Consider the following 16503-nt stretch of genomic DNA (forward strand, 5'->3'; position numbering starts at 1 on the left):
CGTCAGTTCCAGGGTCGATCGCCTCTGTCTCGAGGCCTCGGCGCATTGCCCTCCGTATTCGGCGTCGGATTCTTCGGTGTTGCCGGGGCGATTGCCGACGGTGAAAGTGAAAATCCAGCGTCGGGGGCTGATGATGGTGCGATCAGCGTGTCCGCGGTGCCCGTCGATTCGGCAGGGCTCACTGCGGTTTGATGGAAAGCACTGGTTCTGGTGGCTGGATTATTCGATCCTGCCGGGGCAGATCCTGCATTTGTTCCTGCAGGCGGCATACCGATCATCGTTTCCTGGACCTGAGCGGCAAGCCGCGGAGTCAGAGTATCCTCTTCGCCTTCCCCGCCGGCGGCTGATACCGTGTGAGGCGGATTGTGGCCGCCCATTCCTGCGGTCAAATCCTGATGTGTGTCATGGCCTTTCTGTGGCGTGGCTGCCAACGTATCTGATGCAATGAAGGTAGTTTCCGGATCAATGCTGTCCGACTTCTTTTGGCCATGCGGGTGATCGTGTTTGACGGTTTCGCTGGTGGTTTGGTCAGGGAGGTTGTTTTCGTCAGGAGAACCTGATGGTTTATTCATGGCATCGAAGCTTTGAAAATACATTGCGAATCATGGAATCAACCTGATGCCCGGGATGTCCGCCTCATCAACTCGTGGTGTTAGATTTTCGCCTTCGCCCTGCCCGAAGACTCGCCCATGAAATTCCCCCAATGAAAAGGGCTGCAAATGAGGTGGGCTCCGGGACGGCAGCAGTTGGGGACATCGTGATGTTGCCTCCGAAGGAGAGCGTTTCGTCGATTAGAATCAGATCCCCTGCATCGTCGTAAAATTCGAAGAATCCGTCCAGGAAATTCGGGGCGATTGTAAAGGTGTCGCCAAGGGCCAGAGATGGATCGGTTCCGGAAGGCAGACTGTGAGTGACATCGAGTTGAGCCAACAGTTTGCGAGTGGATCCCAGGACTGAATATCCATTGGCACCCACGTTCAGGTCTGAACCTTCCAACTCCAGCGGAGAAGCACCCAACATATGAAGTGGATCGGCTTCACCCAGAAAGATGTAGTCAGCGTCTAATGTTTCTGACAGCAATTGCGGATCACTGAAGCTCAGGCTTCCAACATTGGCAGGATTGGCGACGATATCGAAATCAAAGCCAAATGCGGCGACATTCACCTCTCCATCTTCGGAGTAGACCCAGACATCGACAGTTCCGGATCCACCGATTGTTAACGAGGTACTATCGACTTCCACAACGATGTCAGCGTGAAGAGTTTGGCCGCCGCCAGCCATGAGAGCGGAAACCATGGCAAAGGAAATACATAAGAGCTGGGATCGCATATTTCTATTCTTTTGTAAGTTGCTCACGTTTGTTGATAGTCAGGGGAATTGATTCGGGGCAGGACCACTGGTGTGTGACTGCAAGCCCGAAGAACGAATTAATCGTCCAGATAATCGAACAGATCTTCCTTCAGACGCACGCCGACGTTACGCGTGGCAAACAATCGATCGGAGATGGCAACTCGCTGATCGCCATCGATGTCACCATCCAGATTGGCACCTCGCTGCCCATACTGGCTGTTCACGACAGCCTGATCCAGACTGTCGACAATGCCACTGCCATCCGCATCGCCAAAGACGCGGAAGAATTCGAAGTGCTGGTCGTCCCAGTTGCCGTCGTCGTCAGAATCGATGCTGATGCGATAGAAACCGTTTCCGCTGGCGGATCGACGATCGCCTCCAACTCCCTGAGCTCCGAAGTCCAGGGTAATGGACGGACCGTTAACGGATGCTGTTCCCGCTGGTACAACAACGCCGGTGCCAACCGCCACAGATTCAGCGTCGAGGTTGAATCGTTCCAGACGCAGGCGATTGTTATCGAGCAGGCTTTGCAGACCGGCGGCGTTACTGAAGGTGATATCCAGATAACGAATGAAGGATCGCTGGTTGGCTCCTCTTTGCACGTCGATACCGGTCGCCTGCAGTCCGGCCGGTTCGGCAAATATTCTCGTCAGCACGGAGTCGGCGGATTCCGGAGCGTCTTCTACGTTCTGGCGGGAGTCGATTCCGACGCTGTAAAATCCATAGGTGTGTTGTTGTCCATCGACGATGCCCTGATAGGTCATCATCGCAACTCGTGTCCCATCACCTCGATCGGTGGTCGGCGATTCACCAACTAGCTGGGGAATACCGCCGTCGATTGAAACATAGAACTGAACGGTTTCCAGCATTCCGCCACCCAAATCGGTACCGGTAGCAGTGACTTCAATCAAACCTGAATCGGCGGCAGAAATCAGAGTGACGGCTGTTTCTGGTTTCTCCAGGTCACCCACAATGATGTGAGTATCCGGACCCAAAGGTTCGTCTTCCAGATTGCCGGCGTTGTCTTCAGCGACACTGCGGAACCAGTAGATGTGGTTGCTTTCGGCAGTGAATGTTGCCACCGGGCTGTCGGCGGCGATGGTTTGCCAGAATTCAAACGCTCCCTGGTCGACGGCTACGTAGATGTGGTAGCCGGCGACACCAGAGGCCTGATCGGAGGCGGTTTCCGGATCGTAACCATCCACCACGAAATCAAAAGTCAGCGCGGTTGCCTGCTGTGGTAGTTGCTGCACTTCGCTCACCGGAGCCGTCACATCAGACTGCGATCCACCCAGAATCACATCCGTTCCGCCGTTGCCCAGAATCACGTTTGTTCCGTCTGTCGACGTGGCATCGCGGAAGCCGTACATGATCAGCTGGTACCGTCCGATGTCTGTGTCATTCAGGCTGTCCAGAAATCGTCGTAGTACGTCCGGCTGATCCAGAATGTTATTGGGGTTCTCCGGGTTCAGTGGGCTGACAGGATTTGATGGAACCCCCAGGGGATCGCCGTCATATCGATGGAAGGTGTCGACTTCGACGTAGTAGGTGCCGTCCGTCGGAATCAACAGGTCGAACAATGCCGAATCTGTCGGTTCGAGGGTATCATCATTGACCGCCAGACCGCCGTAGTAAGGAAGCAGTTGACCGCTGGAGTCGTAGACACGCAGGATGGAATCCACGAAGTTGTTCGGCTGGTTTCCAAAGACGGAAACAGACATCAGTTCCAGAGTGAAGACGTCGCCAGCCTGAGCCGTAAACTGATAAAAGTCACTTTCGCTCACCTGCCCGCCTGCACCATCGGACACCAGCTCAATTTCACCATGGATCGCCTGATATACCGCAGAAAAACGGTCGCCTGAATTGATGCCGCGAGTCAGCGTATTCGGCAGATTCAGCCGGCTGAATTCAACTGGCTGAGCTGTCGCGATATCGGCTTTGGAAGTGGTGCTTTCCGTTGTGTGGATATCGGCTGGTTCTGACATGGCTGCCACCAGCTTGATGACTTCCCGTTCGCCGAAGAATAAATCTTTCAGGTCATCAAATCGAGTTGAACCAACCGACGCCGGCGAACTGGAGATATGATCGAACGTTTCCAGAGCACTGACCGGACCCGTGTAATCGGGCTTGAAACGATCGCTCCCTGTGGCAATGTTGACTCCAAAACCAATCGGACCAAACGCGTCCTGATGTCGCAGTCCTAGCAGGTGGCCAAGTTCGTGAGCAATGATTTTTGACGTGAGCTGCACAAAGCTGGCACTGGATCCCGCTGGTTTGGCCGATCCCACAGGGTCGGTGGCCAGAAGCTGCTGCGGTGACTCTGTGTCGCTGTGAGAACCATACGACGCATGATCATCGATCGGAATAGCGTCCAGACTGGATACGATGCCACCCAGCAAGCCGTTCACCTGGACCACAGCCGTGCCGCCCAGATTTGTGTTGCCCAAATCAATCTCACTGGCCAGACCACCAGGTCGACCCGAATCTGGTGTTTGGTTGATAAAGATCGTCGCATATTCGGATGCTGAAATGTCAGCTGCGTCTGTTGTGAAGTACACATCGAACCATGGATTGGATGGATCCGGGCCGTGATAGACTTCACTCAGTCGATTCAGAATGCTCTGTCGTTCTGACGGCGTGTAGACATGCTCGCCGGTATCTGTGTACGAATCAAAATCAAGCAGTACCCACTGGACGTCGTTGCGGCGAGCTGCTTCCGGAGCGGAAAAATCGGCCTGGTAGTCGGCTCCGCTTAACAGATTGTCTCTGGCGTTTCCGGAAATCGTATCTCCAAAGCGAGTGCCAATTACGTTTTCAATTCCCAGTCCATCGCTCAGCTGGAACGTCATTCCGCCAAACGATTGTGAAGTTGTCAGACCAAGGTCCAGATTCAGGGCACCGCCGGTAAACGCGGAAAAGTCCAGTGTGTCGCTGCTGTTGTCTGCGACGGAATCAAAGGATTCGATCACAGACACTGCGGTCAGCCGATCGCCTACAAAGACAAAGGTGTCGTCACCGATTCCGCCGTTGGCGATGATGTTCCCAGCGCCGGCCAGCAGCAGGCTGTCATTCTGGTCGCCGGTGTTGACTTCGCCGGTGTTAAAGTCGCCGAGGATCGCCACAAAGTCGCGCCCCGCACCCACATCAACCGTCAGCGCTTGGCCGCTGGTATAGATCTCAACCGAATCCTGACCATCCAGACCGGTGATCAAAACGGATGCCACTGAAACGTCTGCAATCCAAACACCATTTTGCCCCCTGCCCAGATCCGCCACGATGGAAGCGGCCTGACCGCCCCGACTGATCAGCGTATCGTTGCCATCGTCGCCAGTGAACGCGATGCCCCCCGTCAGCTTTGCGGTGTTGGTAAAGCTGTCATTGCCTGTTCCGCCACTGACCATGAGTGTAGCCACGAAGCCATGGCTTCGAATATCGTCGTCACCGGCACCTCCATTGATCGTCAGTTCAGTCACCTGAACGGCGTAGCTTTCGAACGAATCGTCACCGTCTCCACCGTTAAAGGCGATAAAGCCCAGGTTTCTGCCTTTGACGAACAAGCTGTCACGGCCGTCTTCTCCTGACAGAGTGACGCCGGTGACGCTGTCACCATCGATCACAAAGGTTTCATTGCCGGTTCCGCCCAGGATGGTGGACGATGTCAGACGCCTGCCGCTGCTCTGGAACGCGTCGTCGCCGGCTTGCCCTTCGAATTGCAGCTGCGACACATCGTTGCCGTCGTTGAATACGACATCATTGCCAGCACCGCCCAGGATGGTAATGCCCACCACCAGGGAACCCGTGTTCTGAAATCCGTCGTCGCCATCGCCGCCGCCGAAGGTGATATCAGAAACATCGTCGGCAGCGTTCAAGAATCGATCATCGCCGCCAGCCCCGGTCAGCATAATTTCGCTGGCACTGGTGCCACCCACCAAATTCAGCAGCGTGTCCGCATCGTCGCCGCCAATCAAGTGAAAGCGTGTCAGGCCTGCTCCCTGATTGCGAAACACGTTCAGGCCGTTGCCTGCGTCAAACGTAATATCAGCCACGGACTGACCAAAGTTCTCAAATCGATCTGCATCGTCGTTGCCTGTAAACGTCGACCCGGCTAGCCGGTTGCCAAGGTTAACAAACAGGTCATCTCCGATACCTCCGAAGTAGTTCAATGCAGAAACGTCGTTACCTGTGTTCACCAGAAGGTCAACACCGCCGCCTGCATCGAATAAAACGCCGGTCAGCCCGAGGCCTTTGTTTTCAAAAATGTCGTCACCAATACCACCCAGAAACGTCAGGTTTGAAATCCCATCGCTGGCGTTTACGAACACATCGTTTTCCGATCCACCATCAAACAAGATCGATTCGTAACCCGACGCATAGTTATGCAGAACATCAACGCCCGCTCGCCCGTAGAATTCAACGGTGGAATCGCTGGCTGCCGTACCTGAACCTCGCAGTATCAGAATGTCGTCGCCCGATTCTGTTTCGCCATCTCCTGTAAAGCTGATGGCTCGCACGGCAACGCCCGAATTCAGCAGCACGTCATGACCGCTGCCGCCATCAAACGAAATGAAGTCGATGTCGCTGCCCGAGTTAATCACAGCATCATTGCCATCTCCGCCGGTGATGGTTAACTTTGTGACTTGCTGGCCGGAATTCTGGAACACATCGCTGCCGGCTGCACCATCAAATTCAATCAGGCCAATCAGGCTGCCTGTGTTCACAAACAGGTCGTCGCCGTCTCGTGAAGGATCGGCCAACGGATTAGTCGCCGAACCGCCGCCATAGAAGGTCAGCGTTGCGATCGAATCCTGAATATTCAGCAGCCGGTCGTCGTCCGCTCCGCCGGTAAATGTCAGGCTGGTGACTACGCCGCGATTGACCAGCAGGTCCGAACCATCGTCACCGCCAAAACTCAGCGTTCCGATACTGCCGCCGACGTTTTGCAGCACGTCATCGTCGGCACCGCCGGAAAACGTGAGCGTGGTAATGCTGGCCGAATTGAATAGGACGTCCGATCCATCGTCGCCCCCAAAATTCAGCGACGTGATCGTTCCCGCACGGTGGATCAGCACATCGTCATCGGCCCCACCCGTAAAGATCAACGACGCAATGGTGCCCTGGTTCAGAAGATTGTCGGCTCCGTCGTCGCCACCAAAATTCAGAGTGGACGAAATGGTTCCGCTGTTCACCAGCAGATCATCGTCGGCCCCACCGTTGAATGTCAGAGCAGCGATTGTGCCTGAATTGCTCAGCACATCGAATCCATCATCGCCGCCAAAATTCAGCGTCGTGGAGATGGTGCCGGTGTTCTGCAGGACGTCGTCATCGGCCCCGCCGGTAAACACCAGCGATGCGATGGTGCCCGAATTCGACAACACGTCCAAACCATCATCGCCACCAAAGTTCAGGCTGCCAATGTTCAGCCCGCTGTTGATCAGCGTGTCTGATCCATCGTCGCCGCCGAAGTTCAGGGTAGTAATACCACTGGCCGTGTTGATCAGGACGTCATCGTCGGCTCCGCCGTCAAACGTCAGAGTAGTAACAGTGCCGTAATTCAGTAGCGTGTCAAAGCCGTCGTCACCGCCAAAGTTCAGCGTTCCGACAACCCCTGTGCCGCTTAGCAGAATGTCGTCGTCTCCGCCGAAGCTAAGTGTTGTCGACACGGGACCGTTGTTGATCAGTACGTCGTCGTCCGCACCACCGCCAAACGTCAACGTGCCAATTTGGCTCAGGTTTACCAGCACGTCGGCGCCGTCGTCACCGCCGAAGTTCAGCGAAGTAATCGTGCCCGCACCACTCAGCAGAATGTCTCCGTCCCCACCAAAATTAAGAGATGTCGGCACCAGACCATTGTTGACCAAGATGTCATCATCCGCGCCGCCGTTAAAGGTCAGGCTGACGATGGTGCCGGTATTCAGTAGAGCATCCAGGCCATCGTCGCCACCAAAATTCAACGTGGTCGTGATAGAACCTGCATTCCGAAAAACATCATCATCGGCTCCGCCATTGAAGGTCAGTGAGGCCATCGTGCCAAGGTTCAGAAGCGTGTCCGCACCATCGTCGCCACCAAAATTCAGTGAACCAATTGTCCCCTGCCCAGTGAGCAGCACTTCGTCATCCCCGCCGAAGTTCAGAGTTGTGGGCACCAAACCATTGTTGATGAACAGATCGTCGTCGGCACCGCCGCTAAAGGTCAGCGTGGTGATAGAACTCAGGTTGGCAAAAATGTCGGCTCCGTCATCACCACCAAAGTTTAAGATTCCAACAGTACCGACTCCCGTCAGCAGGATACTTTCGTCGCCGCCAAAGTTCAGTGTCGTGGGCGTGACCCCGTTGTTGAAGAAGATGTCATCATCCGCACCACCACGGAAGATCAGTTCCGCAATTGAACCGGTGTTGGTCAACACATCCAGCCCATCGTCGCCACCAAAGTTCAGAGTCGCGGTGATGGTTCCTGTGTTTTGCAGAATGTCATCATCCGCTCCACCGCCGAACGTCAATCCGGCGATCGTGCCGTTGTTGATCAGTACGTCATCATCTGCACCGCCACCAAATGTCAGCCCGACGATCGCGCCCGTGTTAATCAGTGTGTCCAGGCCATCGTCACCGCCAAAGTTCAGCGATGAAATCCCCGTGCCGGAAACCATCAGTACATCGTCGTCGGCTCCGGCATTAAAGCTGGCTCCGAAGGTATTCGATTTCACTCGCAGCGTGTCATTACCAGCGCCGGAACTGACGGTCGAATTTGAGGCAGCTGTCAGATCATCTCCAAATGTGCTGCCCACCAGTGCGGCAAAGTTACCCTGTGCGCCAATGAAGTGAGTATTCGCTTCTACCCGCCGGGAGCAACGTCCTGAGATGTCAGAACAAGGCCGCTGACTGCATCCAGATCATACGTGATGCCAAAATTGGCTCGTTCAAAATCCAGAGTGTTGCCGCCCTGATCGTCAAAGACCGTCAGCACACTGTTGGGCGTCAGAATGTACCGGTCATCGCCAGCGGTGTTGGGTGTGATCGGTGCCGAAGCGATCACGCCGGAAGGATAAGCATTGGCAGCATCATCGCCGTTGGCCAGGATGTAAATATCATCGCCGGAGCCACCGAACAAAATGTCCTGCCCGCTGCCCCCGTCCAGAATCAGGCGAATCGAAGAATGCGTCACGCCGGTGGCATCAATGACGTCGTCGCCGCCCAGGCCAAGAATCAACACGCCGTCCGTTCCGCCGACAAACGAATGATTATCAAGAACGATGTTGTCGGGGTTGGAGGTACCCACCTGCACTTCCAGCGAATAGCTGCCAAACCAGCCATCACTGTCGGTGACAAACAGCGTTACCAGAAAAACCGCATTCGGTGCGGCACTGCGGTCGAGCGTGAAGATCGATAAGTCACCCGTCTGCGCTGGCTGGCCGTTGGCGATCGCTTCCCATGCATATGTAATCGTATCATCCAGGCCGGGATCGAAGACGCTGACCACAGTTCTACCGCAAGAGGATCGTTCTGATTCGGCGCTGGCAGGAATTCCACCTGCGGAGCCACGTTGATGACTTCCAGATCAACGTTCTGCGTGTCAGTCAGTCCACCGTCATCGGTAATGGTCACCGACACGTTGTAGATCATGCCCGGCAGAGCGGCGTTGTCGCGATATTGATGAGACGCCTGATAGGTTCGCGTCGTCGAATCGACCACCGCTTCGGACTGATTGCCATCCGCCCACGTCACAATTACGGTGTGACGATCGTCCAGACCCGCGTCGGAATAGCTGCCGCTCAGGAAGACGGTATCGCCTTCCAGCGCACTCGGGTTATCAAACTGCGGCGTCCCCAGAACCGGGGCCACGTTGTTGACCACAACATTCAGCGTGCCGATACCAAACAGATCGCGGTTATCGGTGTCGGCGACTCGCATGGTGATTGTGTATTCCGTGCCAACAGCCGGATCGTTTACGTACTACGAGTATCCCCGAAAAGCTTGTCACGCCGGCCGGCAGATCGAATGATGTTTGGCCTCGCCCATCGCCCCAGCCAATAATCACCAGATGCGAATCCATGTTGCCGGATCAGTAAATGACCCGCCAATCGTAAACAAGTCGCCTTCGTTGATGCTTGCCACGCCGGTTTCATTATTCACCACCACATCCGTCGGCGCGGGCTGGAGACGGTGATGAACTGAGTCAGCAGCGCCGGATTCAGCGGTTCGTCATCGTCTGTGATTTCAATCTGCACCAGGAATCCCGGGTCTCCGTTGCGCGGTGTATCCAGATAGGTGTACGACAGATTGTTCAGCGACCGAATCCCGATAGCCGGAGTGAAGATTTCAATAGTGCCGTTGCCCCAGTCGACTTTGATTTCGTGCGTATCATCCAGTCCCGGATCTTCAAAGCTTAGATCCAGAGTTACCGTGTCTCCTTCGTTGATCGACGTCGATGAGAAGTTCGACGTCAGAATACCCGGCAGCGAGTTCTGAACTTCGATCAAAAGGACTCCGGCAGGCGTTGGGTCGCTGTTGCCTGCGACTTCGCGAATCGTCACGCTGACTTCGTACACGTCCGACGCTGTCGCCGAACCGCTGCTGTTGAAGTCATCGCGATACACATGAGTCGCCGTGAACTGCCGATCAGAACTGCTCAGCGGGATGGACGATGTCTGGCCATTACCCCAATCGATGTCCACAAAATAGCTGCCACTGGACAACGCGTCAGAAAATTCTCCCGTCAACGTGGCTGTGTCGCCTTCGATGATCGGACTGGTCAGGCTAAACGTATAAAACGCCGCTTCAGGGGTGTCGTTTTCGACGGTGACCATAAACGTTTGGGTCGCGGTCAGCAGACTGTTGTCGGTAATGCTGACGGTAACGATGTATGTGCCCGGAATTGTGTATTCGTGCTCCAGATCAAACTGAAAATCATCCAGCAACTGCAACGCTCGAACACCGGTGCCATCGCCATAATTAACAGTCGCCGTCCACGCCACCGAATCCGGGTCCACAAAGGCCCCCCGCTGCAACAACGAGTCTCCCGGAACAAGCGTAACGTCTGGCGGCGGATCAATCGTGGGAGCCAGAGAACTGCCGAGTTCGCCGAAGAGGAACGACGGCGAAAACAGAGACATGCGGTCAGAAGCAGCATCCAGCGCAGAGCTCTGCCCAATGGTCGAAAACCGCATGCCTTCGAAAAAGCCATCCGGCACTGGTCCGACGAATCGAAAACGAAAACCTTCATCCTGACCGACTTCAACCCCATTAACAATTGGCCCGTAGCTATTGATGGATCCATCAAGATCGTCGGCTGAACCTTCGACAAAGGACAGGAGTTTGCGTCGGCCTTCACCGTATCCGTCCGCAGTGGGGCCCGACTCATAGATGTCAATCGCCTGGCCGGGACGAGAAAACCCTTCAACAATCAACTGATCCCCAACAATCTCCATCGCGCTGATGACTGGGTAGTTGAATTCTGCTCGCGCCGGAGAATTCAGAACTGGTCGCGTGAAAGCCCCGAGCAGGTTTCCCGAAATCACATTGTTAGCACCATCAATGGCTGGTGTCGTGTTACTAAATGTTCCGAACGCGCTCACCCCATACCGAGCGTTGTACTGGATTGTGTTTCCAGCGAATTCTTCGTTACTGCCCAACGTCACTGTTCCAAGACGATGCGTGCTAATGGCAACGCCATCGCCTGAGTTGGGAGCGGGACTTCCATTCCGATCGACACCCACGAAATTGCCTTTGACCGAAAAATTACCAGTCGAAAGGAAAATACCACGTCCGTTCCAGCCAATCAGGTTTCCTTCAAATTCATCCCCGACGCCGTCAGCATCGGTGCCGATTCGAGTGGTGAAGATCTGTGCGGTGTCGGAACTGGCGGCAATACCTTCTGCGGCATTGCCCAACGGTGCAGTGCCATCGGCCGTGAACTAACAATATTGCCCGCAACAACAGATCCTGCCTATGCCTGAATGCCAGCATCGTTGTTGCCCGAAACCACATTCCCTTTCTCGGAACGAATCGTTGATTCCATCTCCATTGGTTCCAACGAACACTGAACCGCTGGTATTGATTCCGACAGTATTGGGCACTGCCTGCCGACCATTGGGGCCGAGGCCTACATAATTACCATAGACGTAGGTTGGATAACTGGCATTGGCAGGCTGAGCCACAATTCCGATTCCAACACCACCGACAACGTTGCGTTCGATGGAACTGGCTCCGCCAATTCGTCGGTTGCCGGTTCCAAAGACATTGATACCAAACGTGTTTCGATTAAAACCACGCATCCCGGTGACGTCTGTTCCGACATAGTTTCCGGCAATCACCACGTCTCCACCATCCCCGATGTGGATCTGATCCTGGTTATTTCCTGCTATCACATTTCGTTCGGCAATGTCGCTGACACCATCGGCATTGGTCCCAATTTGCAGGGACGTCGTCAGAGATAATCCTTGCACAAAAACCCCGTCCTGACCATTCGCAACAGGGGTGAGTCCGTTCGCATTAAGACCGATCAGATTTCCGGCGATCGTGGCGATTCCGCCAACCAGTTCAATCCCGTGGTTGCGATTTCCGGAGATCACGTTGCCTTCGAATTCATCTGAACTACCATCTCCGTTGGTTCCAATGGTGATGGTGGCAGTGGCCGCGTCAAGCCGCATGCCGGAACCGTCGTTCTGCAGACGGGTCGTTCCGTCGCTGCCAAGGCCAATATAGTTATTCTGGATGGTCACATCGGACTGATCGCCAACTTCAATCCCTGGAGCACCGTTGCCGCTGATGATGTTTCGTCCGGCAGTTCCCGGCGCACCAATCTGTATGTCCCCGCCCCAGACCACAATTCCGGTACTTTGATTGCCAAGATCGATCAGGCCGGTGGGATCAGTGCCAATCTTGTTTCCGGCGACGACACTGCTTCCGCGAAACTGATTAATCCCATGCAGATTTCCGGAGAGTACGTTGCCTTCCAGCTCATCATCTACCCCATCACTGTTGGTACCAATCGTGATGTTTGTCGAAACTGCGGGAATGGACACACCGTTCAATTCATTGCCCAGAGTCGCGGTTCCGGTGGAATCAGGACCGATCCAGTTGCTCTGAATCTTTACGCCGTCGGCCACGTTGATCGAGATTGCCTGACCATTGTTTCCGGAGATCAGGTTGCCGCTGCCTGGAACACCAATGGTCGTATCAAGGGCTCCACTGCCCACCAGAACACCACCCGTCTGGTTGGGAACGGCGACCATTCCTGTGGCGTCTGTCCCGATGTAGTTACCCAGAACCACATTCCCCCACGAGATTCGTTGGAAAACGTCGGCAACAACGGCAATCCCAAACCCTGTGTTTCCGCTGATGATATTCCTTTCAACCGGGGCATCTCCGCCGATCGTCGTATTTGCCGCGCCGCGGAGATTGATCCCGTGGCCACCATTGCCCAGTGGTGAAATACCGTCGGCCGCAACGCCAATTCTGTTCCCTGCGATTGTGGTCAGGTTGACAGCGCCCTGAGAGAAGTTTGTGAAACGAATTCCATCCGTTTGGTTTGAGGAAATAACGTTGCCTTCCAGACTGTCGGAAATCCCATCTCCGTTGGTGCCAATCCGATTGTTGACCCCAGCCCAAAACAGGGAAACACCAACCCCATTCGGCGCTGCCACTTGCCCGGACGCGTCCGTACCAATGTAGTTGCCGACAACCGTCACTGCACTCGTCTGGATATCAATCGCAATTCCCGACCAGTTGCCGATTGCCAGGCCACGAATCTCTGAACCGGCTGGCCAATTGCCGGCCCGAGGCAAAACGAATGCGCTTCCACCTGAAACACTCCCGTCCAGAAAAATCTGCGGTGTACCTGCATATAATGGCTGCGAAAAACCGTCGACCAGAATTCTGGACGCAAATGCAGGCAACGGCGTCAGAGGCTGAATCGTATGAGGCCCTGCTCCGGGGATGTTGAATTCGATGGTGTCGGCCGCGGTATCAACATTGGCCTGAGTGATCGCATCGCGCAGGCTGCCGGGGCCGGAATCGGCGGTTGTGGTTACCGTAAAGACCGCCAGCAAAGTTCGGTCTTCCAGAGACTGAGCTCGCCAGGTACGGCGACGTGAGCGACGAGAATTTGCCAGCCGATGACCGACCAGTCCAAACGATCCGGAATTCAGAAGTCGACCGAACAGAGATTTCAGGTTGTCTGAGTGTCGCATACCGCCATTCTTCGAGTTTCAGAGGTGCTTCCGGGCTGGAAGTACGTTCCCGCCGAATTGCTGCCGTAGAAAATCCGCCCGAATATCAGCGACGGAACGGTCCCCGCAGCAACTGTCGGGTGAATTAGAATGACGCATAAAGGGGTGGCACAAACTTGAACATTTGCCCATGCGGAGAAATTTCATGTGGCCGGGCGCGCCGCGCCCGGAATCCGCGACAATTGCAGAAGGATGCTTTATCGACTATTGATCCCGCCGCAAACGAACGGTCAGATGCAGCCGGGCTCTGACCAGAATTTCCTGCATGCTTCCAGTGCGGGATACGCCTGAGCTACAAAGAAACTGACAACCGTGAAGATTCTGCCCGGGGACTGGTGGCTAATTCGACAGCAAAAGATTCCTCTGTCTGAAGAGGCCGTCACCAGGAACAAGAACGACTGGCTGAGGAAGCCTGCAAACAAACGTCCCGCTACATGGAGCTGCGATATCGCTCTGGGGGAGATCAGTGAGAAGGCAGCCAAATTCTGCTGCCGCCTGCACTGCATGCGCCTGGCAGGCCTGCGTGAGGTGCTGGCCGAATTACAAATCGATGACAAGAATCTTGTGCTGTCTCCTGATCAAAGGGCAGCTCTGCGCGAGCGTTTTGATGTGCCGGAGGGAAAACCCTGGACCGAACGTTTCAGGAAAGATCCCGATCGCTGGACGCCCGATTTTATCTATAAACTCGGTATGTTTCGCGGACAATGGGACCCAGCTCCGCCTACGATCGACTGGGCCAGTGCGATGACCTGGCTGACCATGAATCAGGCTGAAATACCCGTGGGCACCTTGCCAATGGACTATTTTTTGTACTCAATCTGTGCCGTTGAACTTTCTTCGGATTCGCAGTCGCTCAGTCGTCACAGTCCGGCTCGGGCACCCGGCCAGCTGGTTTCTTTCAAATTGGATGCCCCTCTGGCCGACTGGCAACAGCGGACGCTGCAAAATGCAGATCGGTATCTGGAAACAGCTCGGCCGCTGCTCAACCAGGTGAACATGAATCAGCTGAAGTTGCTGGTGAATCACGAACCCTACCAACTGTTCGCGCGTGCTGCAGACTGTTCTTCCAGAATTCATAGGACGCTGCTGGAATGGGGGATACAGCTATGACCAGTTCCGATCCTCCAAACTCCCCGATCACTGATGCCGATCTGGCTCTATATGCCGAGGGTCTGCTTGGCCCGGATCGCAGTGCACAGGTCGAACAGTTTCTCCTGAAGCATCCGGAACTGGAGATCTATTCGGCCTTGTGGAGTCAGACTGACGTCGATACGTCCGCAGGGACTGACTCCGACGGGATTCCCGGCACACAAACCAGATCGACAGTCCTTTGCGAAAATCCAGATCGGCTGAGGCCTTCAGCCACAGCGTGGAAATTCGTCACGGCCTGTTTGGTTGTTGCAATCGGTGGTATTTCGCTTTGGGGCCTGGCTGATGCCCGCGCGATTGAATCGACGTTGAATCAGACCGAACAAATTCTACTGACGGAAAACCCGGCGTTATCTCCGCAGGTTAGAAACAGTCGTATCGCTCTGGAACAACTGGGTGGATCGATCTGGCTGTCTCGCGAAAACAGCCTGCGGCGCGATCGCCTGCTTGCGTCTATTTATGTGACGCAGGCCAGGCTGGAATTGGGCCATCATAATCAGAAAGACTTCCTGAAGACCCCCGCCGCATTTCCACCTTTGGAATTATGCAGTCAAGCGATCAGTCTTGTTCAGCCACATGCTGCTCTGGACGCGGATTGCGAACAGGTACTGAGAGATGCCTACCAGCTGAGAGGCCAGATTTGCTACCTGTTTGGAACTTTTATGAGAACTCCCGAAACGCTGTCACTGGGAGTTGACCAAATGAGTCTGGCTGTGGATTCGCTGTTGAAAGCATTGGAGATCTCACCAGCTGCGAGTAATGGTTCGGCACAACGAATACAACTGAGTGGACTATTGTTCAAAACGCTGCATAAAAGGGGGGCTGGCAGGCCGGTTGACGAACGAATCCGGCTCTATCATGGTCCCAGCAAAGGCCATTCTGATTCCGCGAATTCGGCAGGTGTTTTCGGACGTGTCTGACGGTACAAGGCCCGTTGAACAGCTTACAGAACGAGCAGCTTCATCAACTCGTCGATGACCTCGGCCGCCTGCTGATGAAGCTGCCATTGTCCGGGGATGATCAAACCATCGCCATGATGGAAATTTGTAACTCATTCGGCCTCCGGCAGTCGAACGGGCCAGGTACGAAAGATGAAGCCGTGGCGACATTTTCTCGGGGACTTGAACTTGCTGAATCCCTAGCCACACGCGAAGACGGGGCAGAGTATCTGCTGGCATATGGTCGACTCCTGGGCAACATGGCCGATGCCTGCCGCAATAACAATCAGCTGGATCAGGAGATTGTCTGGCGGCGACGGGCCATTTCTGTATTCCGCAGGTCGACTCAAAAATACCGCTCGGAAGAACTGTTTATGGAGCTGGGTTGGGTAACCTCGGCTCAGCTGATTGCCGAATATCGCTGGCAGCAACGCCATCCGGACCAGGCGGGCAACGTCAAGGAGATCCTTGGCGCGCTGCGACAAATCTCAAATGACCTGGAGTCGCTGAATGGCTACCAAATGGGAGCTGCGTATGTCGAGTGTCTTTATGCCATTCACGCGGAAGACAAGAACGACTTCTGCCTTGGTCGTGGTGTAACGGCTTTGTCGGCGATGGCAGAGATTTCAGGCGATACTCCGCGAGATCAATTGATTCAGAGGCACTGGAGATCTCTCATACGTGACGTCCAGGGAACGCTTACTTACGACAGTTGCCGGAATTCCAAAGATTGCTGAATCTCGTCTCTGATGACAAGGCTGCCGAATAGATTGCGGCATGTTCAGGACATCGTTCTTGCCACGGTAGGCGTCTCGAGAGATCGATACGCCGCCCCAGGGATG

9 protein-coding genes are annotated in these 16503 nt (G+C 54.9%); 3 read left to right on the forward strand and 6 right to left on the reverse strand.

What is annotated here, in order from left to right; translation table 11 throughout:
* Window positions 1–2 precede the first annotated feature (2 nt).
* From R3C20_21055 to R3C20_21080, 6 genes are all read right to left on the reverse strand, one after another.
* On the reverse strand, window positions 3–572 hold the full coding sequence (locus R3C20_21055) for a hypothetical protein (protein ID MEZ6042999.1): 570 nt from the start codon (window positions 570–572) through the stop codon (window positions 3–5).
* A 67-nt stretch (window positions 573–639) separates the two neighbouring features.
* Window positions 640–1329, reverse strand: coding sequence for a PEP-CTERM sorting domain-containing protein (locus R3C20_21060; protein MEZ6043000.1), 690 nt, complete (start codon window positions 1327–1329; stop codon window positions 640–642).
* Between the two features lie 98 nt (window positions 1330–1427).
* Complete coding sequence (locus R3C20_21065; GenBank protein ID MEZ6043001.1) at window positions 1428–8132, reverse strand: hypothetical protein; 6705 nt, start codon at window positions 8130–8132, stop codon at window positions 1428–1430.
* 47 nt (window positions 8133–8179) lie between these two features.
* Complete coding sequence (locus R3C20_21070; protein ID MEZ6043002.1) at window positions 8180–8824, reverse strand: hypothetical protein; 645 nt, start codon at window positions 8822–8824, stop codon at window positions 8180–8182.
* 649 nt (window positions 8825–9473) lie between these two features.
* The gene (locus tag R3C20_21075; GenBank protein MEZ6043003.1) at window positions 9474–11234 is read right to left on the reverse strand and encodes a PKD domain-containing protein; all 1761 of its coding nucleotides are present in this window, start codon (window positions 11232–11234) and stop codon (window positions 9474–9476) included.
* 24 nt (window positions 11235–11258) lie between these two features.
* On the reverse strand, window positions 11259–13535 hold the full coding sequence (locus tag R3C20_21080; GenBank protein ID MEZ6043004.1) for a hypothetical protein: 2277 nt from the start codon (window positions 13533–13535) through the stop codon (window positions 11259–11261).
* 351 nt (window positions 13536–13886) lie between these two features.
* Between R3C20_21080 and R3C20_21085 the strand changes: the two genes are divergently transcribed.
* From R3C20_21085 to R3C20_21095, 3 genes are read left to right on the forward strand one after another with little or no spacing between them, the layout of a single operon-like run.
* On the forward strand, window positions 13887–14684 hold the full coding sequence (locus tag R3C20_21085; protein MEZ6043005.1) for a hypothetical protein: 798 nt from the start codon (window positions 13887–13889) through the stop codon (window positions 14682–14684).
* The gene (locus R3C20_21090) at window positions 14681–15643 is read left to right on the forward strand and encodes a hypothetical protein (GenBank protein ID MEZ6043006.1); all 963 of its coding nucleotides are present in this window, start codon (window positions 14681–14683) and stop codon (window positions 15641–15643) included. Before R3C20_21085 ends, R3C20_21090 begins: the two co-directional genes overlap by 4 nt.
* A gap of 14 nt (window positions 15644–15657) precedes the next feature.
* Complete coding sequence (locus tag R3C20_21095; protein ID MEZ6043007.1) at window positions 15658–16398, forward strand: hypothetical protein; 741 nt, start codon at window positions 15658–15660, stop codon at window positions 16396–16398.
* The last annotated feature ends 105 nt before the right edge of the window (window positions 16399–16503 follow it).

This window comes from Planctomycetaceae bacterium (genome assembly GCA_041398825.1).
GTDB lineage: Bacteria > Planctomycetota > Planctomycetia > Planctomycetales > Planctomycetaceae > F1-80-MAGs062.

What these genes read in the sequence shown, in the direction of transcription:
- R3C20_21060 (MEZ6043000.1), bottom strand. Translation starts at nt 1,329, where the DNA reads ATGCGATCCCAGCTCTTATGTATTTCCTTTGCCATGGTTTCCGCTCTC.
- R3C20_21090 (MEZ6043006.1), top strand. Translation starts at nt 14,681, where the DNA reads ATGACCAGTTCCGATCCTCCAAACTCCCCGATCACTGATGCCGATCTG.
- R3C20_21080 (MEZ6043004.1), bottom strand. Translation starts at nt 13,535, where the DNA reads ATGCGACACTCAGACAACCTGAAATCTCTGTTCGGTCGACTTCTGAAT.
- R3C20_21055 (MEZ6042999.1), bottom strand. Translation starts at nt 572, where the DNA reads ATGAATAAACCATCAGGTTCTCCTGACGAAAACAACCTCCCTGACCAA.